The organism is Streptomyces sp. NBC_00464, assembly GCF_036013915.1.
Classification (GTDB): Bacteria; Actinomycetota; Actinomycetes; order Streptomycetales; family Streptomycetaceae; genus Streptomyces.
This window is the reverse complement of record NZ_CP107899.1, coordinates 8,183,789-8,204,381: the sequence shown is the minus strand read 5'-3', so window position 1 is coordinate 8,204,381 and position 20,593 is coordinate 8,183,789. Positions and strand designations below refer to the sequence as shown.

Here is a 20,593-nt window from a genome sequence, read left to right as displayed (position 1 = left end):
TGTGGGGCGTAGGTGATCCGAGGGAGGGTTCCTCCTCTCTTGGGAGACCCTTGGGGCGGGTCGTGCGGCTGCGCCGCGTGCGTCAGCCGGGAAGTCCCACCGCGCGTTCGCCGCTGCGGCGCTGCTGGATGACGACGGCCACGACCAGGAGTGCGCCCTGGGCGACGTTCTGCCAGAAGGAGTTGATGCCCTGGACGGTGAGCCCGTTCTCGAGGGCTCCGAGGAGGGCTACGGCCAGGAGCGTGCCGCCGATGCCGCCCTTGCCTCCCTTGAGAGCCGCGCCGCCCAGTGCGGCGGCGGTGATCGCCTTGAGTTCGAGCCCTTCACTGCCGGAGGTGGGCTGGCCGGACCCGGTACGGGCGGTGAGCAGGATTCCGGCGATCGCGGCGACGACACCGATGAGCGCGTAGACGCTTATCAAGTACTTGTTGATGTTGATGCCGGCGAGGCGGGCGGCGGTGTCGTTGCCGCCGATGGCGTAGATGTTGCGGCCGATGTCGGTGTAGCGGAGCAGGAGATGGACGCTCAGGGCGACGACGACAAGGATCCAGACCATGACGGGCAGGCCGGCGATCTTCCCGCGGCCGAGGAAGATGAAGACGTCGTCGTTGAGGACATAGCCCTGGGCCCGTCCGTCGGACAGCAGTTGGGCGAGTCCCTTGTACGCGGCGAGGCCGGCCAGGGTGGCGATGGTGGGATTGACGCGGCCGTAGACGATGACCAGGCCGTTCAGTGCGCCGACGAGCAGGCCGACCGCGACGGCGGCCGCCATGCCGAGGAAGGCGTTGGTTCCGGTGCTGGTGAAGACCATCGCGCTCACGACGGACGCCACACCGGCCTGCGAGCCGACGGAGATGTCGAGACCGCCGCAGATGATCACGACGGTCTGCACGATGGCGAGCAGACCGGTGATGGTGGCCGCCTCGGCGATCACCTGCATGTTGGACATGCTCAGGTAGTTGTCGTTGAGGGCACCGAACAGCGCGAGGACGAGGACGAGTGCGCCGACGAGACTGATGTTTTGACCGCTGATCCCGGCGAGCAGCTTCGGCCGGAAGGCGGCCGCACCGTCCGACGGCCCCTTGACGGCCGGGGAAGGGGGGCTGGTAAGGGTCATGAGGTGGCTCCGGGGGTACTGACGCCGATGATGTCGTCGGCCATCGCGAGGGCGAGGATGGATTCTTCGGTGGCTTCGCCGTGGCTGAGCTCGCCGGTGATGCGTCCTTGCTGCATGACCACCACGCGGTCCGCGAGACCGAGGAGCTCGGGCAGCTCCGACGAGATGACGAGGACGGCGACTCCCTCGGCTGCGAGGTCGGCGATGATCTGGTAGATCTCGGCCTTGGCGCCGACGTCGATGCCGCGGGTCGGCTCGTCGAGGATCAGGACCTTCGGTTTGCGCGCCAGCCACCGGGCGAGGACGACCTTCTGCTGATTGCCGCCGGACAGCTTGCCTACTTCATGGTTGACCGATGGGGTACGCACCCTGAGCCGGTCCGTGTAGTGCTGGGCGAGCTCCCGCTCGGCGGCGCGGCGTACGAAGCGGGAACGTCGCAGGCGCTCGAGGACCACCAGCGAGATGTTGGCCCGGACGGACTGCTGCATGAAGAGCGCCTGCGCCTTGCGTTCCTCCGGCGCGAGGCCCAGACCGGCCCGGATCACCGCGCCGGGCCGTCCACTCGGCAGCGGGACACCGTCGAGGGTGGCGCTGCCGCTGCGGACGGGCTGATCACCGGCGAGGGCCAGGGCCAGTTCGGAACGCCCCGCACCGATCAGGCCGGCCAGGCCGACGACCTCGCCGGCATGGACCTGGAGCGAGATGTCGTGCACGTCGTCGGTGGTGAGGTTGCTGACGTCGAGCACGAGGCGGTCGGTTGCCACGCGCTGTCGTACGAACATGGCGGACAGATCGCGCCCCACCATCAGGCGTACGAGTTCCGCTTCGTTCGTCCGGCTCGCTTCCTGCACGCCGACCAGGCTGCCGTCGCGCAGCACGGCGATGCGGTCGGCGAGCTGGAAGATCTCCTGCATGCGGTGCGAGACGTAGACGATCGCGATGCCGTCGTCGCGCAGCCGCCGGATGAGGGCGAACAGTGCGTCCACCTCGTGCTCGGCCAGGGAGGAGGTGGGTTCGTCGAAGGCGATCAGCCTCGCGGTCGTGCTGCCGGTGAGGGCGCGCATGATCTCGACCAGCTGGCGTTGGGCCGGGGTCAGCTGTGAGCCGAGGAGGTCCGGGTCCAGTACATCGGCGAAGCCCAGCCGGGCCAGGTCCGCATCGATCCGGCGGCGCAGCTCGGCCCGGTCGAAACGTCTGCCGGCCTTGCGCGGCAGCGCACCGGCGTAGACGTTCTCGGCGACCGAGATGTGCGGGATGATCTCCGGTTCCTGCGGAATGATCCGGATCCCCAACGCCCGTGCCCTGGCCGGGGAGTCGAGCACCACGCTGTCGTCGCCGATGAGGACATGTCCCTCGGTCGGCTGGTGGTCGCCGGTGAGGATCTTGAGCAGTGTCGACTTGCCCGCGCCGTTCTCGCCCATCAGGGCGGTGACCTGCCCGCACGGGAAGTCGAGCGTGATGCCGCCGAGCGCCCGCACCGTCCCGAACCGTTTGGTGACGTCCGAAATACCTATGGACGGGCACGGCAGCGCTGTTGCCCGCTGCCCTTCGGAAGGGACCTGGCCGGGTGGCGGATGGGAGGCTCTGGTCATGTGTCGGTTCACCTCGAAGGCATGGCGCGCAGTGTGGTCAGGGGTGCAGGGCCGGTATCCGGGGATGCCGGCGGTCCGGGGCGACATCGTCCGGTGCCGGTGCGGGCGGGGACGGTTCAGCCGCAGGTGAGGCCGGAGGCCCTCCAGGAGGAGTGGTCGACCATCGTGGTGGGGGCGAAGGCCTCCTGCGGGAAGTCCTTGCCGTTCTTGAGCCTGTCGTACATGGTCTGGACGGCCAGGGCGCCGACGTCCTTGCCGTTGATGAAGAGGGCGGCCTTCATGCCACTCTGCTTGTCGGTCTGCCATTCCTTGCAGGCCAGGTAGGCGCCGAGACCTACGCCGATGACGTGGTCGGGGCCGACGCCGGCATTCTGCAGCGCGGTGACCCCGCCCATGACGTTCTCGTCGTTGCAGCCCCAGACGACCCAGTTCTTGACCTTGGAGTTCGCGGTGATCGTCGCGGCGATCTTGTCCTGGGCCCCGGTGGGGGTGTTGTCGGTGGGCACGTCGATGGTCTTCACGCCGGGCACCGCGGCGTCGAAGGTCTTCCTGGCGGCACCGACCCGGTCGCCGCAGACGGTGACGTCCTGCTTCCAGGCCGAGATGACGCGCGTGTCGGCGGCCTTCCAGCCGGCCTTCTCGTACTCCGCCGCGGCGCGCTTTCCGACCTCCCCGCCCATCTGGGAGCCGCTGAACCCGATCCGCGGAACCAGGCCGTCCTTGCCGCAGGCAGCCGGGTCGGGTCCGGTGGTGCAGATCTGGTCGTCGGAGGTGAGCAGGGCGACCTTGCCGTCCCTCGCCGTCTGGACGACCTGCGGTCCCACGGCCGGATCGGGGACGACGATGATGATGCCCTTGGCCTTCTGCGCGACGGCGGACTGCACTTCACTGACCGTCTTGTTGGCGTCGTTGCCCAGGTTCACCACCTTGAGATCGATGCCGAGTTCCTCGGCCTTCGCCTTGGCGCCCGCGGCCTCGCCCACGAAGTACTCCTGATCGCCCTGCTTCTGCAGGTAGGTGAGGGAGATCTTGCCGTCGGCCTTGCCTACAGGATCGCCACCTGCGGACTCCTTGCCCGAGGAGCACGCCGCGGTCGGACCGAGGATGAGGAGCAGGCCGGTGGAGACAGCGATGCGCCGACGGGACGAAGAGTTCATGCGGATCTCCTTCTGAGCTGACAGCGACCGCCGCGCATAGCGCTGTTGGGGTCGTGTGGTGCGGACTGGTGTGGCGGTTTCGGGTCGCGTCGACGGGTTCCGTCGTCGGCGTGCCGGCCGCAGGCGGGAGGTCCTGTGCCCGTCACTCTGCGTTCCACGGGCGCCCTCCGGCTCCGGCAACTGACCACGTGCGGCCCATCCATCACGCTATCGTCATTTGATAGCATCATTAAAACCGTCGGCAGGGCAAGCCCCTGCACGGTCACAGCGCGGACTCGAGCGTCAGCACCTCGCGGCCGCACCCCACCGGAGGGCCACGCATGGCAGAGCCAGAGACACCGTCAGCCGCAGCTCCCGCCACGGGCGGAGAGGGGCTCAGGAGCCGTGCGTGGTTCGGCGACGGCGGCAAGAACGGTTTCATCGCCCGCCATCACCTGCGGGCCATGGGGCGCGGAGGTCATAACTTCGACGGCCGCCCGGTCATCGGCATCTGTAATACGTTCTCCGAACTGACCCCGTGCAACGGCCACTTGCAGATCCTCGCCGAGGCCGTGAAGCGTGGTGTGCTGCAGGCGGGCGGCTTCCCCCTGGAATTTCCCGCCATGTCTCTCGGAGAACCGTTCCTGCGGCCGACCTCGATGCTCTACCGGAACCTGGCCGCCATGGAGATCGAGGAACAGATCCGGGCCAACCCGATCGACGCCGTCGTGCTGCTCACCGGGTGCGACAAAACAACACCGGCCGCTCTGATGGGGGCCGCCAGCGCGGGCGTACCCGCCGTCGTCCTCACCGGCGGCCCCATGCTCAACGGCCGTTTCAAGGGCCGGAACGTGGGCTCCGGCACCGACATCTGGCGGATGACGGAGGAACTGCGCGCCGGGACGATATCGCAGGACGAGTTCACCGAGTTCGAGTCGTCCCTGAACCGCTCCGCGGGTCACTGCATGACCATGGGCACGGCCTCCACCATGGCCTGTCTGACGGAGGCCCTGGGCATGATGCTGCCCGGCGGTTCCGGGCTGCCGGCCGTGGACGCCCGGCGTGGCACGCTGGCCGAGGAGTCCGGCGCACGGGCCGTTGAGATCGCGGGGGGTGATCTCACCCCGCGCCGGATCATGACGCGGCACGCCTTCGAGAACGCCATCCGGATCAATGCGGCAATCGGCGGGTCCACCAACGCGGTGGTACACCTGCTGGCTCTCGCCGGCCGGCTGGGAGTGCCCCTGGAACTAGCCGACTTCGACCGTCTCGGAGCCGAACTCCCCCTGCTCATCGACCTGATGCCGTCGGGGCGATTCCTGATGGAGGAGTTCGCGTACGCCGGAGGACTGCCGGCACTCGTCAACGACCTGCGGGACGAGTTGCACAGCGACACGATGACGGTCACGGGCCGTTCCCTGACAGCCAACTGCGTGGGTGCGCAGGTGTACGACCGCGAGGTCATCCGGACATTCGACAACCCGGTACTGCCTGCGGGACAGGGGACAGCCGTGGTGCGTGGCAGTCTCGCCCCGGACGGCGCCGTCATCAAACTGTCGGCCGCCGCACCCCACCTGCTCGACCACACCGGCCCCGCCCTCGTCTTCGACTCGATCGAGGACTACCTCGCCGTCGTCGACGACCCCGCACTGGACGCCTGCGCCGAGACGGTGCTCATCGTGCGCAACACAGGCCCGCGCGGCTACCCGGGCATGCCCGAGTTGGGCAACCTGCCGTTGCCGAAGAAGCTGCTCGACGCCGGGATCAGGGACATGGTGCGCGTATCCGATGCCCGCATGTCCGGAACGGCCTTCGGAACGTGTGTGCTGCACGTGGCTCCGGAGGCGGCTGTCGGCGGTCCGCTGGCGTTCGTCCGAACCGGCGATCAGGTCAGGCTCGATGTGCCCGGCCGACGGCTCGACGTGCTGATCGACGAGACCGAGATGGACCGGCGGCGCTCCGCGTGGCAGCCACCGAAGCCGCCCGTCACCCGTGGCTGGACCTATCTCTACACCGAACACGTCACGCAGGCCGACACCGGCGCCGACCTCGACTTCCTCGTCGGATCGACCGACTCGCCCCCGCCCCGCCAAGCCTTCTGAGGAACTGACATGTCCGCACTCGTACACAAGGATCTCGACACGCTGGTACGCGGCGTCTCCCCCGTCCTCGAAGTCCCGTTCCACGATGACGGAGAGCTCGACCCCGACGGGTTCACCACGGTGGTGGACCGGGTACTGGCAGCCGGCGTCGGATCGCTGATGTTCCCCGGCTTCGCGAGCGAGTTCCACAAGCTCGACCCCGAGGAGAGGGAACTGCTCACCGGCCTCCTCCTGGGGCGGACCAGGGATCGCCACGACGTCGCCGCCATCGTCTCCGTGCCTGACCACGCCACCCGGTCGGCAGTCCGTCAGGCGCTCCGGGCCGCTGAGCTCGGGGCCGATGCCGTCAACCTCCTTCCACCGCACTTCCTCTCGCCCTCCAGGGACGCGGTCACGGCCCATCTGCGCGAGGTACTCACCGCTGTCGATCCCCTGCCTGTCGTGGTGCAGTACGCCCCGGCCCAGACCGGAACGGCACTGGACGCACCCACCCTGCTCCGGCTGGCCGCCGAGCATCCCAATCTGCGCTGGGTCAAGGTCGAGTCGGCTCCGCCGGGCAGACTGATAGCGGCTCTGGCCGCCGGCCCCCGTCCGCTGCCCTCGCTGGTCGGCTACGCCGGTCTTCAACTGCCGGACGCCCTGCGGCGCGGGGCGGCCGGCGTGCAGCCGGGCTGCTCCTTCACCGAGCTGTACGTCGAACTGTGGAAGCGCTGGGAGGCGGGCGACGAGACCGGCGCCGTCGCCCTGCACACCCGGATGCTGCCCTACCTCTCGTACTGGATGCAGAACGTGGAGCTCATCATCGCCGTGGAGAAGGAGATCTCCGTGCGCCGTGGCTGGTTCGCGTCCGCGCACTGCCGGGCACCGGGATACCGGCTGGACGAGGAGGAACTGAGAATGATCGACCGCTTCTGTGCACAGTTCGCCCCGTTGATTCCGGAGCTTGCCCGATGAGCGCCGAGGTCGTCGTGTGCGGCGAGGCCATGCTTCTCATGCTGGCCGAACCCGGGGTACCGCTGGAACATGCCCTCTCGTTCCGCCGCTCCATCGCGGGCGCCGAGAGCAATGTGGCGGCGGGTCTGGCCCGGCTCGGACATTCCGTCCGCTGGCTCGGCCGCGTCGGTGACGATCCGGCGGGACGGGCCGTGCTGGCCCAGCTCCGCGCACAGGGCGTGGACAGTTCGTACGCGGTGACGGACCCGAAGGCCCCGACCGGGGTCCTCATCCGTGACAGTCACCCGGCTCGTGCGATCGACGTGCAGTACCTGCGTGCGGGTTCGGCCGCTTCCCGGCTGTCGCCGGACGAACTGGAGCCCGACATGTTCGAGGGGGCACGGCTCGTACACATCACCGGGATCACCCCGATGCTGTCGGCCTCGGCGAACCGGGCAACCTGGCGTCTGGCCGAACTGGCGCGAGCCGCCGGGGCGAAGCTCTCGTTCGATCCGAACATCCGCCACAAGCTCGGCTCCCCTGCCCGCTGGCGTGAGGTCGTCGGCCCGCTGATGGCCCACGCCGACGTGGTGCTGGCGGGCGAGGACGAGTGGGAACTGCTCGGCATCACACATCCGGCCTCCCTGCTGGAGGCCGGGCCCGCAACGGTCGTCGTCAAGCACCGCGACAAGTCGGCCACCTGCCTGACCCGTGGGGGCGATGCCTGCCGCCGGCCCGCCTTCGACGTACCGGTCGCCGACCCCGTGGGAGCGGGGGACGCCTTCGCCGCAGGCTTCCTCTCCGGTCTGCTGCTCGGTCACGGTCCGGATCAGTGCCTGCGCCAGGGCGCCGCTGTCGCGGCGCTGGTCGTCCAGTGCCCCACGGACACGGACGGATTGCCCGACCGGGCCGGACTCGCCCGTGCTCTGGACGGCTTCACGGGCACGGGCGCGGAATCCGTCCTCCGGTGACGGCGGCGACCGGACCGCACCGGTCCGGCACACCACTTCTCGAACGGAAGCGCAGGAACGTCATGTACCGATGGGAAACCACCCGGGCCATCACCGCACAGCGCGTGTTCGGCATCATCCGCACGGCAGGGCCGGACGAGGCCGTCGCGGCGGCGGAAGCCGTGCTGGACGCCGGGCTGCACGCTGTGGAGATCGCTCTGACCACACCACGTGCCCTCACCGCCCTGACCCGCCTCGCCGAGACCCGCCCTGACGCGCTGCTCGGCGCGGGCACCGTCATCGACGCGGCTGCGGCACGCGCCGCCGTCGAAGCGGGCGCCCGCTTCCTCGTGTCGCCGTGCCTCCGTCCTGAGGTCATCCGCACGGGCCACCGCTACGGGGTTCCGGTCTTCCCCGGCGTTGCCACACCCACCGAAATGGTGCGCGCCCTGGAGGAGGGTGCTGACGCGTTGAAGCTCTTTCCGGCGTCGGCCGTCTCACCCGCCTGGCTGCGCGAGGTGCGGGCCGCACTCCCCCAGGCGCCCGTGCTGCCCACGGGAGGTGTGACAATCGACAATGCGCCGGAATGGATAGCCGCGGGTGCGGTGGCCTGCGGGATCGGTTCGGCCTTGACATCGGGCGGCGCCCGGGGCGCGGGTGACCGGGTGGTCGCTCTCCTGCGCACGCTCGCCGAACCGCGTTGACGTGCGCGGAACGGCAGAATCGGCGGGTGCCGGCGCTTTGGGAACGAGCTACAGGGAGTGGCGTGGAACTGCACGGACTGCACGGTCAGGTGGTCGAGCGGATCGGGGAGTCCCTCGCCGCGGAGGAGATCCGTGCGGGCGATGTACTGCGTCTCGAGGACGTACAGGACCGGTACGGAGTCTCACGGACCGTGGCACGCGAGGCGGTCCGGGTCCTGGAGTCGAAGCGGGTCGTCACGAGCCGGCCCCGCGTGGGAATCACCGTGCGGCCGATGGCCGAGTGGAACCTCTACGATCCCCAGGTCATCCGATGGCGACTGGCCTCGCCCTTCCGCAGCGCCCAGTTGCGCGAACTCACCGAGTTGCGGGCCGCAGTGGAACCGTCCGCCGCGGCCCTGGCGGCGGTGGGCGCATCGCCCGACACCCGGAGATCACTCGTCGAGCTCGCGCAGGCGATGGAGGCTGTCGCCGGTGCCGATGACATCCAGGGCTTCATAGCGGCGGACCTGGCCTTTCACCGGGCGCTGCTGAACGCGTCGGGAAACGGGATGTTCGCCCAGCTCTCCGAGGTCACCGAGGAGCTTCTCGTCGCCCGCCGCGATCTGCCTCTGATGCCGGACCACGTGGACGCGGACGCGGTGCGCCGCCATATGGAGGTGGCCGAGGCCGTCGCCGACGGACGCCCGGACGATGCGTCGCGGTGCGTCCGCGCGATCGTCGATTCCGCTCACCGCGAGGTGGAACAACTCCTGGAAGGGGGCGCGCACTGCGCGCTCGGCAGCAGCCCCGGTTCGGTCTGACGCGGCAACACGTCACCGGCTGTGGCCGCTCTCCGAATCGCAGGGGGAAGGACGACAGGGTGGAGTTCGTGCTGCCCCCGACATGGGCCGGAACGACCAGCATGACGGCCGGCGGAAACCAGGTGCCCAGAGAGAAGCCCGCGTGGGCGAGGCCGAACGTGAGAGTCGCGGCCAGGGTGAGCAGGCGGATCCAGCCCTCTCGCCCCGACAGGAGCCGGCGCCCCAGCACGGGGCCGATCAGCGCTCCCACTTCCCGCGCGGCGTACAGGAGACCCACTCCGGCAGCGCCCACGTGGAACACCGCAGCGCCCAGAGCAGGGTACAGAGCCGGTACCACGTTTCCCGGGGCGGTTCCCGGCTTGGCCGGCAGCGGGGCCGCGATGCGGCGGTCCTCGCGGGCGAACGAGGCAGTCACGCGCAGATTTTCCCGCACGCTGCCCCGCGCCGCCTTCCCGCCCCGGCTTCACCGCGGGGCTTGCGTACCCGCTGGACCAGAGCCGCGGACACACAGAAGGAGACCGCGTCGAGGGCGAAACACCAGTAGGCGCCGACGGCGGAGGCAGGGAGCGCACCCAGCGAGGCACCCACGGCGAGCATCACTCCCCAGGCACCTCCCCAGGCACCTCCTCAGGTGGATCAGCGCCAAGTGGCTTCATGCTGTGGCTTCCAGGTCCATGAGGGCAGACCGGGAAGGGTGCCGGAGGGGCGTGGGACGCCTTGGATCGCGTCGTCCCAGGTGGAGACCTCCAGGATCAGGTCGGCGCGGGCGGCTTCGTCGATGCGCTTCAGATCAATCGTCCAGGTGTCACCGTGGTAGAGGTCGTTCGTGATCTTGGTTCCCGCGCCGGTCAGCGTCGCTTCGCCGCCCCGGTAGTCGAGCACGAGATGGGCCTCGGCCAGGCCGGCGAGAGCCGTCGCATCGCTGTTGATACGCCACCGGCCGGCGCCCAGGGAGGTCAGCTGCGGAGCGGCCGGGGCCTTGGGGAGCTGGTAGCTGTAGCGCGTGAAGGGCTTCTCCGTCCGAGCCGCCTTCCACCCCGCGGCCGGGGCCAGGCCTTCGGCGGGGAAGATGTCGGCGGTGACGGTGCTGCCGGCGGGGCCGCCGAACCGCACGGCCGGCTGGACGCCGGTCACGTTCGCCGAGCCGGTGAGCACGAGGCGGTCGCGGCCGTTGAGCGCAGTGACCACCGCGCTCAGCGACTCGGTCTCGGTGAGCACGATGATCCTGGCGGAGGGGGCTGTGGCACCGGCCCTGCGCACCAGCAGCGAGGTGCGCTGCCCGGAGGGAAGCGTGACGATGCGCTCGTTCCCGGTCAAGGTCTGGGTGACCGTCCCCAGTTCGCCGGTGATCTCGGTGGTGCTGTCCAGGGCGAGTGTGCGGTCCGTCCAGTCCGGGGCCCAGTAGACCCAGGTGGGGACGTCGTCGCCGGTGAGCCTCGCCAGCGGTTCGAGCGTGGCCCAGCGGAGGTCGACGCCGTTCAGGTCGGTCATGACGGGGAAGAAGTTGTAGCGGCCCTCCGGCATCGTCAGCGGCTTGGCGGGCAACGTGACCGTGCCGCCGGCTGTGTTCACGCGGATCTGGACGTCGGACCGGGCCGGCAGGGTGACGTTGCGCTGGGTGTTGTTGACGAAGGCGAAGCCTCGACCGTTGGTGTCGAAGCGGCCGATGTAGCGCAGCCGGCGGGTCTGCGCCGGGTCCATGATCTGTCCGGGGTCACGGGCGATCCGCGTCCTGATGAGTTCCTCGGCGCAGGTGGTGACGAACGTGTGGAGGCGCCGGTAGTGCCGGTAGGAGTCCCGGGTCTGTCCGAACTCGCCCAGCGGGGCCTGGAAGTCGTAGGTGAGCGGCCAGTCTCCGCTCAGGCCCGGCATCTGGGTTCCCCCGTGGAACATGTAGTAGCCCAGGTAGTTGGCGCCTCGCCCCACACTGTCGTACGCGTGCGCCGCCACATAGGTGCGCTCGACGAGGAAGCGGTCGTTCCCGCGCATCGGGCTGCCCGTGCCGAGCTCGCAGAACCCGCGGGGGTAGTCGAGCGTGTCGTAGGTCGCCCCGCCGATGTCGGTGTTGGCGGTCCACTCGTCGGTGCCGTAGATGAACCCGGACGTGGCCGAGGTGCCCGCGCCCCGCTCCCATCCCCGGTAGGTGTAGGCGCCCTGGAGGGGGATCGCGGTGTCCTTGTCGAATCTGGAGTTGGCCGTGACCGTGTAATAGGGCACCACCATGCCGTGGGCGGTGCACATCTGCCGCAGGGTGGTGATGTGTGCCGGGTCGCCGTTGGCGAACTCGTTCTCGAGCTGGATGCCGACGACGGGGCCGCCGTCCTTGGCCCACATCCCACCGAGCTGAGCGGCGATCCGGGCGAAGTAGGCGTCGACCTTGGCCAGGTACCCCGCGTCATCGGTACGTGAACCCGGCAGGGCGAAGGAGGGAATTCCACCGTCCGTGGCCTCGGCGTTGATGAACGGGCCCACGCGGAGCCAGACCATCATGCCCTGCCGCTGAGCGGCAGCCGTGAAGGCTCTCAGGTCCTTGCGTCCCGTCCAGTCGAAGGTGCCTTCGGTCTGCTCGTGGTGGTTCCAGAACACGTAGGTGGCCACGATGCCCACGCCGGCGGCGCGCATCTTGCCCAGCTCCCGCTCCCAGAGTTCGGCGGGATGGCGGACGTAGTGGAACTCACCGCTCACCGGGTACCAGGGCACACCGTCGCGGGACCAGCCGTTGCGCGTCACGCCGTAGGTGACCCCGCCCGCGACGCCACCGGCGTTGGCAAGGGGCGTGTCGGGCCGCGACTCGGTGACGGTGGCGTCCAGGCGGTACGGCGCGGGCGTCGCCGTCCAGAGCTGCGCCGGGTCGTCGGTGTCGGAGCGGATCTCGATCGCGGCGCCGGCGGTGGTCGCGGACTCCACGACCGAGAGGAGCTTCCCGCTCGCTCTGCCGACGATCTTCACCCGGCCCTGCCCGGCGTCGTCCAGCCTCCACTGCTGGTTGGCGGCGCCGCTGTCGTTCCACTGGATAACCCGCGCGCCGTCGTCGGTCCGGCCGCCCGACACATCGAGCACCTTGCCCGAGTTCATCGAGGCGATGGTCACCCAGCCATCGCCCTGGTCGACCGCGGTCCATTCCTGGTTGGAGACGCCGGTAGCCGTCCACTGGATGATCGCAGCGCCGTCGTCCGACGCGCGGCCGTAGACGTCGAGCACACAGCCGCTGTGCACGTTCGTGAGGATCATCGGGGCTCCGGTCACACGGTCCGCCGCGTACGCCCGTGAGGGGCGGATCAGGCCGCCGAGGACCGGACCGACGGCAAGGGCCACAGCCCCCGCCCCCAGTATCCGGATCACGCTACGGCGGGCCGGTCCGCTGTGCGCATTGCTCTTCGGGGCGTCCATGTCGGCTCCTTCACTGGTTGCATCGTCGATGCGGGTGTCCCACGCGCCGTTCGTCCACCGGTACGCGGACCGGTCGTGGCCGGAGTGCCGGGAAGAGTGCTGAGGGGGCACAGGACCCACTGCTGGGCGGAGCTGCCGTAGCAGGACCTCAAACGCAGCGTGTTGCCTGCCGTGGTGGCGTCGTCGGTGACGTCGAGGCATTTCCCGCCGGCTCCGGTGAGAGTGCCGGTGAGAGCCGCCGCGCGAGTGCGGCGCGGCTTCACCACGCGGAGGTGAAGGACACCGGAGTGCCGTCGACGGTGAAGTCGTTGAAGCGGAACGGGGTGTCGGAGCCGGAGATGCTCTCCACCTCGGCGAGCACACCGAAGCGCGCATCCTGCAGCCACGAGGCATCGACCGGTTCGCCGAGGCGGGTGAAACCGGTGCCGTCGAGGGAGTACGAGGCGGTGACGCTGTCGCCGGTGCGCTGCAGGCGCAGCCAGAGGTCGTCCTGGCCGGGGTCGGGTGCACGGTCCGGTTCCTGTGCCCGGCCTCCCTGTTCCGAGGAGAGAGTGAGGGTGGGGCTGCCGGCGTTGTGCTTGCGCTGGAGGGCGAGGTAGTCGTCGTCGCCGCGGTAGAGGAGGAGGCCGGCTTCCATGTAGCCGCGCTGCGTGCGGCCGCTCATCCTGACCGTGGCGGTGCCGTTTCCGGAGCCGGTGCCGGTGAGGACGAGGTTGTGGGCGCTGTTGGCGCCCGCCCACAGGAATCCCCGTCCGCCGGGGGTGAGCTGGAGGTTGTCACCCGGCAGGACGGCACGGTGATCGGGCAGGTCGCGGACCACGGACCACGCGTCGGTGTTCAGGCCGAGCGGCTTGGTGCAGGCGGGCGAGGCGGGGTCCGCGCCGACGGTGAGCTTGATCGGCACACCTGTGGTGTCCCCGAGTTGGCTGTGCGTGACGGGTGTGATGACGGCCGTGCCGGTGGACCCTGCCGTGACCTTTCCGGTCGCGTCGACAGCGGCGATGGTCGCGTTGCTGCTGGTGTAGCTCGTCGTCGGCAGCAGCGGCAGCACGTGGTCGGCGCCGTTCACGACCTCGTCGCCGGTGACCTGCGCAGGGTCGGTGGCATCGAGGTCGGCTCGCAGGTTGAGGCCGTTGTCGAAGTCGTTGCCGCTGATGACGGCCCCGGAGGAGCCGCGGTAGGAGAACAGCGAGGTGGAGTACGGCGCGGCCGTGGTGACCGTACGCACTGTAGTCGTGGTGCCCGGAGCCGGGCACAGGTTCTTCGCCTCGGCGGCGAAAGAGGTGTTGCGGTCGAGCCGGGAGACCTCGTTCGACTTGAACGTGATGCCGCCCACGCTCTTGGCGTCGAGCAGTCGCACATCGCCGGTCCTGAAGGTGTTGTCCTCGATGCGGATGTTGCGGTGCACGGGGTGTGCGGGATCCACGGCCTGGTTGGTCGGCTCGACGAAGATCACGGGACCGGCCGGCCGCTGGAAGGTGTTGCGGCGGATCAGTACATCGGTGACCGGCCCGGACTCGTACCACTGGTAGGCGTCGGAGGAGATGAAGATGCTGGCCATCGACATGCCGTCGAAGACGTTGTCCTCGATGATGACGGGCCTGCGTGTGGTGACCAGGACGCCGCGGGTGGGGATGGAGCGGAAGGTGTTGCCGCTGATCTCGACCGACGGGGTGTACGTGGTGTTCTCCACCACGAAGTTCCGGGGGCTGACCGAGTCGGGGACGGTCCGGTCGAAGGTGACCGTCATGCTGGTCAGGGACTTGTCGTGGTCCTGGCCGGAGGGGCCGTCGACGGACACGACCCCGGCCGTTGTGCCGGGCACCGGCAGCATCGTGCGCTTGTCCACGATCTCCACCGTGTCACCGGGGTGGAACTGCGGGAATCCGGCCGTCTCGTTGTGCCGGTACTCCAGCGTGAGCGCGTTGGGCGCGGGCCGTCCGGTCACCTCCAGATAGGTGCCGTGGATGTTGATCGCGTCGTCGTGCGCGCCGTCGAACACGTTGTCGGTGATGGTCACCTGCCCCTTGACCCCCGACATCTGCACGAAGTCGGCGAATCCGGCCGTGGTGCGTCCGGAGGCAGGGTCCGTACGGAATTCGTTGCCCTTGATCGTGACGTTCTCGCTGAGCTGTCCCACGAAGCCGAAGCCATGCAGATAGCGGGCCTTCAGGTCCTGGACGGTGATGTCCTTCGACTCCCAGAGGAGGGCCGAGGGGGTGTCCCGCGTGGTCTGGCGCATCTGGTAGACCAGTCCGCGGTCACTCGGCGCTGTCCCGGTGCTGTAGTCGATGCGCAGCTTCTGGGCACCGAGATCGGTCATGGAGGCCACGTCGTCGAACAGCGGATTGGAGCCGCGCCAGGTCCGCTTCGCCGTGGGGTCGTGGATCTGGGTGTACTGCATGCCATTGACTCCTGACCAGTACGGCCGGCCGGTGGCCGGGCTGGTCTCCCCCAGCCAGGTCACCTGCCGGTCTCCGACCGAGAATCCGCTGCCCGCAGGGATCTTCAGTACGCGGTAGGCGTGGCCGTCGGCCACCCCGGACTCGCTGACGGTTGCGTCGACCACCTTCGGGGCGGTGTAGTCGAAGCTGAAGTTCCTGACGGAGACGCGCTGGGAGCGGATCGCCGCAAAGGTGGTCATCAGCCCGTGGAACTGGAGATGCGATCCGTCGCCGTCAACGGTGACGTCGTCCATGTCCTCAAGAAGGATGCCGATCCGCTTGTCCTTGTAGGACTGGTCGGCACCGACGGTGTTGGAGACGTACAGCTCGCGGACCTCGGCCTGCTCCGGGTAGATCTGATAGGTGCCGTGGGGGAAGACGATCCGTACCGGACCCTCGATCGTCCCGGCGTGCCGCACGGCCTTGGCGACTGCGGCGGCACTGTCGCTCCGGCCCGTCGGGTCGGCGCCGAACGCAGTCACCTCGACCACCGTCTCGGCGGCTGCTCGGGCGGCACCCGCGGGCAGGGGCCCGAGCAGTGTGGTGGCCGTGACCGCCAGAGCCGCGCCCAGCGCGAGCACGGGCCAACGGAGAAAGAACTGCATGGGGGAACTCCTGCGGCTCTGGTGGGGGAAGCTGACAGCCAGTCGGAGAGCACTGGACCTTGCGGCACGCGCGACCCGAGCGGCGTCCCGGCCACTGGTGCGCACACCACCTGGGAGCGTAAACATTCCTGAGCGTGACACGACTTGCGTGTTGGATTCAGTGCAGCACGCCCCTCAACTGGCGTCAACATCTGTGCAGTTATGTTGCACCTTGTGGAATCGCCCTCTCGGCGCATGAGACCTGCCCGGCCGGAGTCCACCCTCACCACAGGGCCGGGAGCACCCGCGCTCCCCCTTGTTCGCCGACCTCCCGGCCCATCGAGCCCCGGAAGCTTGCCATCTGCGAGTGTTCACGTAAACATGTCTGTCGACGGGCTCGTCCCGGCCACGCGACAGCGCACCTCACCTCAGCACAGGAGCACTCGTACATGCCCCTTCTTCAGATCGACGACGGCGGCTTCACCCTCGACGGCGAACCGTTCCGGCTCCTGTCCGGCGGGCTGCACTACTTCCGCGTGCACCCCGGCCTGTGGGCCGACCGGCTGCGCAAGGCCCGGCTCATGGGTCTCAACACCGTCGAGACCTACGTGCCCTGGAATCTCCACCAGCCGCGGCCCGGCGAATTCAGGACGGACGACGGACTGGACATAGCCCGGTTCATGGACCTCGCCGCCGCCGAGGGGCTGCGCGTACTGCTCCGGCCCGGCCCGTACATCTGCGCCGAATGGGAAGGGGGCGGCCTGCCGTCCTGGCTCCTGGCGGAGCCCGGCATCCGGCTGCGGACCCGCGACCCGCGTTTCCTCGCCGCTGTCGACGACTACTTCGACCGGCTCCTGACCCCGTTGAGGCCCTACCTGGCCACCCGGGGAGGCCCGGTGCTGGCCGTCCAGGTGGAGAACGAGTACGGGGCGTTCGGCGACGACACCGCGTATCTGGAGCATCTCGCGGACTCTCTCCGCCGCTGCGGGGTGGACGTGCCGCTGTTCACCTGCGACCAGCCCGACGACCTGGCGCGTGGCAGCCTGCCCGGTGTCCTGGCCACGGCGAACTTCGGCAGCCGCTCCGCACAGAGCATGGCCGAGTTGCGCACCCAGCAGCCGACGGGCCCGCTGATGTGCACCGAGTTCTGGATCGGCTGGTTCGACCGCTGGGGAACCCGCCACGTGATCCGGGACGCCGGCAATGCGGCCCGGGAACTGGACGAGCTGCTGGCCACCGGCGCTTCCGTCAACTTCTACATGTTCCACGGCGGCACGAACTTCGGTTTCACCAACGGCGCCAACGACAAGCACACCTACCGCCCCACCGTCACGTCGTACGACTACGACGCTCCGCTCGACGAGGCCGGCGACCCGACCGAGAAGTTCACCGCCTTCCGCGACGTGATCGCCAAGTACGCGCCGGTCCCGGCCGAGCCCGTCCCTCCGCGCGGCCCCAGGCTGGCGCCGACGACCGTCGTACTCACCGAAAGTGCCGGCCTGCTGGAGTGCGCGGAAACGCTCGGCACAGCCGTGGACGCACCGCGGCCGCTGACCATGGAGCAGTTGGGGCAGGACTTCGGGTTCGTTCTGTACGAGACGACGCTGCCGTCCGCGGGGCCTGCCCTGCTGGAGGTGGAGCAGGTCAGGGACCGCGCCCAGTTCTTCGTGGACGGGGTACCGGCCGGAGTGCTGGAACGCGAGAGCCACGAGCACGCCCTGACCGTCACCGCTCCCCGCGCCGGCAGCACCCTCGGCGTGCTGGTGGAGAACCAGGGGCGGGTCAACTACGGGACGGGCATCCACGACCGCAAAGGCCTGCTGGGCAAGGTCCTCCTGGACGGTGACGACATCACCGGATGGACCAGTCGGCCACTGCCCCTGACCGATCTCACCGCGCTGCCCTTCACGGCAGGGACGGTACCGGCCGGCCCCACGTTCCACCGGGGCACCTTCGAGGCCGACGCACCCGCGGACACCTTCCTCCACCTCGACGGCTGGACGAAGGGCAGTGTGTGGATCAACGGATTCGCGCTGGGGCGCTTCTGGTCGCGCGGCCCGCAGAACTCCCTGTACGTACCGGCACCGGTCCTGCGTCCCGGCACCAACGAGATCGTCGTGCTGGAACTGCACGCCTGCCACCGCGCCCGGACCGTCGGACTCCGGGAGAACGCCGACCTCGGCCCCACCGATGAGTAGCCTCCGGCAGCTGACCGGAATGAGCCGGGCTCCGACCCTTCGGCCGGAGCCCGGCTCCTCTCGTGTCAGCCCTGCCGCAGCTGCTGGCTCACCGCACCGTCGCAGGTCCGCTGAACGACCGACGCTCCGGCTGTCACGGAACCGCCGTTCACGTCCAGGCACTTGGCACTGTGCCGGGCCGTGAGCGTGAGGTTCCCGTCACTCGTCGTGCGTACCGCCCACTCCTGGTTCCGGCCGCCGTTGCAGGCGTACTGGACGACCTCGGCGCCGTCGGATGCGGACGCGTCACTCACGTCGAGACACTTGCCGCTGTGGCGGGCGACGACGTTGGCATAACCGCCCCCGGTGGAGCGCAGCGACCATTGCTGGTTCGTGCCGGTGGTGCAGCCGTACTGGACGACGGCCGCACCGTCGCCGGCCGCCGCGCCGCTCACATCGAGACACTGGGAACTGTGCCGGAAGGAGAGCGGGCCCCAGTCGTCCGGCGCCGCGCCGGGCAGGGACCAGGACTGGTTGCTGCCGGTCGTGGGCCGATAGACGCCGACGGGTGCCCCGTCACCTGTCGAGGCGTTCGTGACGTCCAGCAGTTGTCCGGTGGCGCTGTTGATCAGAGTGCTGTGGCCGTCGCCCGTGGTGGAGCGGATCCATTGCTGCGCCGTGGACGATCCGGGCGACGCGACGGTCAGGACCCCGTCCGACACGGAGAGCGCCTTGCCCGTCCCGACGTTGGTGAGGCGGTAGGCGGCGGAACTGCCCCAGTCGGTGGCGGACACCTTGGTGAAGGTCCATTGCTGTGCGCTGTCGGCCGGGGCGGAGGTGCGCTGCACGACGTTGCTCGCGCCGCTCACGGTGGCGAGGGCCTTGCCGCTGTTGTCGTTGAGCAGTTGGCGCGGCGCGCCGGTGGGGGCGGTCGTCGCCGTCGTGTTCACTCCGCCGACCGTGGGGAGTACGAACGTGGTGACGGAGCCTGGGCCGACGACGGCCTTGAGGGTGCGGCCCGCCACGGCCGCATCGGCATCACGCTGCAGGTTCTTCGTGGCGTCGGTCGTCCAGCGCTCGACGGGTCCGTCGGCGGCGGTCGTGAAGCCGTCCAGGTTCAGGGTGACTTCGCGCTCCTCGCCGGTGCTGTTGGTGTGGACGACGACCACGCCGCCGTCCGGCCGGACCGCGGCCAGGGTCTGCGGGTCGTCGGTGTTCATGATCCGGGCGCCGGGGCGGACGAAGCGGCTGTAGTTCGCCATGGCCCAGTACTTCTTGTTCTTGCGCAGCGGCTCGGTCGCCGCGTCGTCGGGGGTGAAGTCCGTCTGGATCAGTCCCCAGTTGGAGTTCTCGTGGGCCGGCGTCATGTTCTCGTAGTCCTCGACCGCCTGCCACAGGACCCAGGCGCGCGGCTCCAGCTCGCGCACGTCGTCGTTGATGCGCTGGGCGAGGTCGAGCGCGGGACTCATGGATGTGAAGCTCTGCGGGACACTGCCGCCGACGTCCACCTCGGACATCCACAGCGGTGTGGCCTCCCCCTTGGCGATGTCCCGCACCCCGGTGCGGCCGTTCGTCCCGTACGTGTGCGTGTTGAGCCGGTCCACCGTGGATCGGACGGCGGGAGCGTATGCCTCCCAGTCCGACCGGAACTTCTCCGGGTTCGTCTCGTCCATGGAAGCGATCGGAGTCGTGACGCCCTTGGCGTCCATCGCGGCGCGCAGGGTGGTGATCATGCGCGCCTGGGAGGCCGGGTCCCAGTGCGAACCCTCCTGGCGGCCGCCGGCATGCCAGTAGTCGGTGTCGGGCTCGTTGACCGGTGAGATGGAGTCGAAGGTGACGCCGGTGGCGGACTGGGCCCGCTGGAGCGAGCCGGTCAGGTAGCCGGCGAAGCGGTCGTACTGGTCGGAGCGGAGGTTGTCCTCCCAGCCGTTGGCCGCGCCGGAGGCCAGTTGGCTGTTGGTCATGAAGTACGGGGCGGAGTTGGAGAACGCCTCGAAGGTGGTGGCGCCGCGGGCCTTCGCCGCCGAGAGCCACCACTGCTGGTTCGCGTCGGCGGAGGCGTTCCAGTGGTCCGCCCGGTCCGGGTCCCACCAGTCGGGGGACTCCGGTCCGGGCCGGCTCCAGTAGCCGGGCACGTCCGCGCCGGGCCGCATGTAGGGGGTGGTCTCGGGGCTGTCGCCACCACCGATGTTGTAGCGGGCGACGGTGAAGCCGAGACCGTCCGCGCCATAGAGATCGTCCGCGAGGCGTTTGCGCTGGGCGTCGGGCCATCCGCCGGTGACACGGGCGAACCAGGCCAGCGCGGTGCCCCAGCCCTCGAAGGACGGGTGCTGGTAGCTGGGGTCGAGGCGGATCGTGAGCGCCGCGGTCGGCGGCTCCGCTGCGATCGCCGGGACGGGCACGGGCCCGGCGGCCGTGAGCGCGGTCACGGCGAGGGCCGTGGCAGCGCCCAGAGCGGCGGTGGCCCTTCGGGGCGTGCGGGGGGAACCGAACCGGAGCCTTGAGGGATCCGATCGGGTGCGGGTGGGAAACACGAAGTGCTCCTTGAGAGGCTCGGAGGCTGAGCGGTGGGGGGAAGGGGCAGGGCCACCGGGACCCTGCGCGTGCCACCCGGGCCTTCCGCGGATCCCGGGCCTCCCGGCCGGAGGCCAGGCGGCCCGGGTG

At 69.6% G+C, this 20,593-nt stretch carries 13 protein-coding genes; 6 read left to right on the top strand and 7 right to left on the bottom strand.

The features are described from left to right. Positions 1-82: 82 nt before the first annotated feature. The 3 genes from OG912_RS36740 to OG912_RS36730 all read right to left on the bottom strand — a co-directional run bounded on the left by OG912_RS36740 (position 83) and on the right by OG912_RS36730 (position 3,866). Positions 83-1,117: an ABC transporter permease gene (locus tag OG912_RS36740; RefSeq protein WP_327713125.1), complete on the bottom strand. Its 1,035-nt coding sequence runs from the start codon at positions 1,115-1,117 to the stop codon at positions 83-85. Further along, a complete protein-coding gene (locus OG912_RS36735) occupies positions 1,114-2,709 on the bottom strand; it encodes a sugar ABC transporter ATP-binding protein (RefSeq protein WP_327713124.1) in 1,596 nt (531 codons plus the stop codon). Before OG912_RS36735 ends, OG912_RS36740 begins: the two co-directional genes overlap by 4 nt. A 116-nt stretch (positions 2,710-2,825) precedes the next feature. After that, complete coding sequence (locus tag OG912_RS36730; RefSeq protein ID WP_327713122.1) at positions 2,826-3,866, bottom strand: substrate-binding domain-containing protein; 1,041 nt, start codon at positions 3,864-3,866, stop codon at positions 2,826-2,828. 320 nt (positions 3,867-4,186) lie between these two features. Here OG912_RS36730 and OG912_RS36725 point away from each other — a divergent pair, with 320 nt between their 5' ends. From OG912_RS36725 to OG912_RS36705, 5 genes are all read left to right on the top strand, one after another. Further along, complete coding sequence (locus tag OG912_RS36725; protein WP_327713120.1) at positions 4,187-5,947, top strand: IlvD/Edd family dehydratase; 1,761 nt, start codon at positions 4,187-4,189, stop codon at positions 5,945-5,947. 9 nt (positions 5,948-5,956) lie between these two features. After that, the gene (locus tag OG912_RS36720; RefSeq protein WP_327713119.1) at positions 5,957-6,901 is read left to right on the top strand and encodes a dihydrodipicolinate synthase family protein; all 945 of its coding nucleotides are present in this window, start codon (positions 5,957-5,959) and stop codon (positions 6,899-6,901) included. Next, the gene (locus OG912_RS36715; protein ID WP_327713118.1) at positions 6,898-7,851 is read left to right on the top strand and encodes a sugar kinase; all 954 of its coding nucleotides are present in this window, start codon (positions 6,898-6,900) and stop codon (positions 7,849-7,851) included. The genes OG912_RS36720 and OG912_RS36715 overlap by 4 nt, the downstream gene beginning before the upstream one ends. Positions 7,852-7,913: 62 nt before the next feature. Beyond that, positions 7,914-8,534, top strand: coding sequence for a bifunctional 4-hydroxy-2-oxoglutarate aldolase/2-dehydro-3-deoxy-phosphogluconate aldolase (locus tag OG912_RS36710; protein WP_327713117.1), 621 nt, complete (start codon positions 7,914-7,916; stop codon positions 8,532-8,534). A gap of 62 nt (positions 8,535-8,596) precedes the next feature. Next, positions 8,597-9,334 (top strand): FadR/GntR family transcriptional regulator, encoded by a 738-nt coding sequence (locus OG912_RS36705; protein WP_327713116.1) that lies wholly within the window; start codon positions 8,597-8,599, stop codon positions 9,332-9,334. Between the two features lie 411 nt (positions 9,335-9,745). Here the strand turns inward: OG912_RS36705 and OG912_RS36700 are convergent, their stop codons facing one another. From OG912_RS36700 to OG912_RS36690, 3 genes are all read right to left on the bottom strand, one after another. After that, a complete protein-coding gene (locus tag OG912_RS36700) occupies positions 9,746-9,931 on the bottom strand; it encodes a hypothetical protein (protein ID WP_327713115.1) in 186 nt (61 codons plus the stop codon). A gap of 39 nt (positions 9,932-9,970) precedes the next feature. Continuing rightward, on the bottom strand, positions 9,971-12,724 hold the full coding sequence (locus OG912_RS36695; RefSeq protein WP_327713114.1) for a beta-galactosidase: 2,754 nt from the start codon (positions 12,722-12,724) through the stop codon (positions 9,971-9,973). Positions 12,725-12,983: 259 nt separating this feature from the next. Further along, positions 12,984-15,773, bottom strand: a complete 2,790-nt coding sequence (locus OG912_RS36690) for a glycosyl hydrolase family 28-related protein (protein ID WP_327713113.1) — start codon at positions 15,771-15,773, stop codon at positions 12,984-12,986. Positions 15,774-16,201: 428 nt separating this feature from the next. Here OG912_RS36690 and OG912_RS36685 point away from each other — a divergent pair, with 428 nt between their 5' ends. Next, entirely contained in the window at positions 16,202-17,950 is a 1,749-nt protein-coding gene (locus OG912_RS36685; protein WP_327713112.1) for a glycoside hydrolase family 35 protein, read from the top strand. A 65-nt stretch (positions 17,951-18,015) separates the two neighbouring features. Here OG912_RS36685 and OG912_RS36680 read toward each other — a convergent pair whose 3' ends face one another. Further along, a complete protein-coding gene (locus OG912_RS36680) occupies positions 18,016-20,358 on the bottom strand; it encodes an RICIN domain-containing protein (protein ID WP_327713111.1) in 2,343 nt (780 codons plus the stop codon). Between the last annotated feature and the right edge of the window lie 235 nt (positions 20,359-20,593).

What these genes read in the sequence shown, in the direction of transcription:
- OG912_RS36740 (WP_327713125.1), bottom strand. Translation starts at nt 1,117, where the DNA reads ATGACCCTTACCAGCCCCCCTTCCCCGGCCGTCAAGGGGCCGTCGGAC.
- OG912_RS36735 (WP_327713124.1), bottom strand. Translation starts at nt 2,709, where the DNA reads ATGACCAGAGCCTCCCATCCGCCACCCGGCCAGGTCCCTTCCGAAGGG.
- OG912_RS36730 (WP_327713122.1), bottom strand. Translation starts at nt 3,866, where the DNA reads ATGAACTCTTCGTCCCGTCGGCGCATCGCTGTCTCCACCGGCCTGCTC.
- OG912_RS36725 (WP_327713120.1), top strand. Translation starts at nt 4,187, where the DNA reads ATGGCAGAGCCAGAGACACCGTCAGCCGCAGCTCCCGCCACGGGCGGA.
- OG912_RS36720 (WP_327713119.1), top strand. Translation starts at nt 5,957, where the DNA reads ATGTCCGCACTCGTACACAAGGATCTCGACACGCTGGTACGCGGCGTC.
- OG912_RS36715 (WP_327713118.1), top strand. Translation starts at nt 6,898, where the DNA reads ATGAGCGCCGAGGTCGTCGTGTGCGGCGAGGCCATGCTTCTCATGCTG.
- OG912_RS36710 (WP_327713117.1), top strand. Translation starts at nt 7,914, where the DNA reads ATGTACCGATGGGAAACCACCCGGGCCATCACCGCACAGCGCGTGTTC.
- OG912_RS36700 (WP_327713115.1), bottom strand. Translation starts at nt 9,931, where the DNA reads ATGCTCGCCGTGGGTGCCTCGCTGGGTGCGCTCCCTGCCTCCGCCGTC.
- OG912_RS36695 (WP_327713114.1), bottom strand. Translation starts at nt 12,724, where the DNA reads ATGGACGCCCCGAAGAGCAATGCGCACAGCGGACCGGCCCGCCGTAGC.
- OG912_RS36690 (WP_327713113.1), bottom strand. Translation starts at nt 15,773, where the DNA reads ATGCAGTTCTTTCTCCGTTGGCCCGTGCTCGCGCTGGGCGCGGCTCTG.
- OG912_RS36685 (WP_327713112.1), top strand. Translation starts at nt 16,202, where the DNA reads ATGCCCCTTCTTCAGATCGACGACGGCGGCTTCACCCTCGACGGCGAA.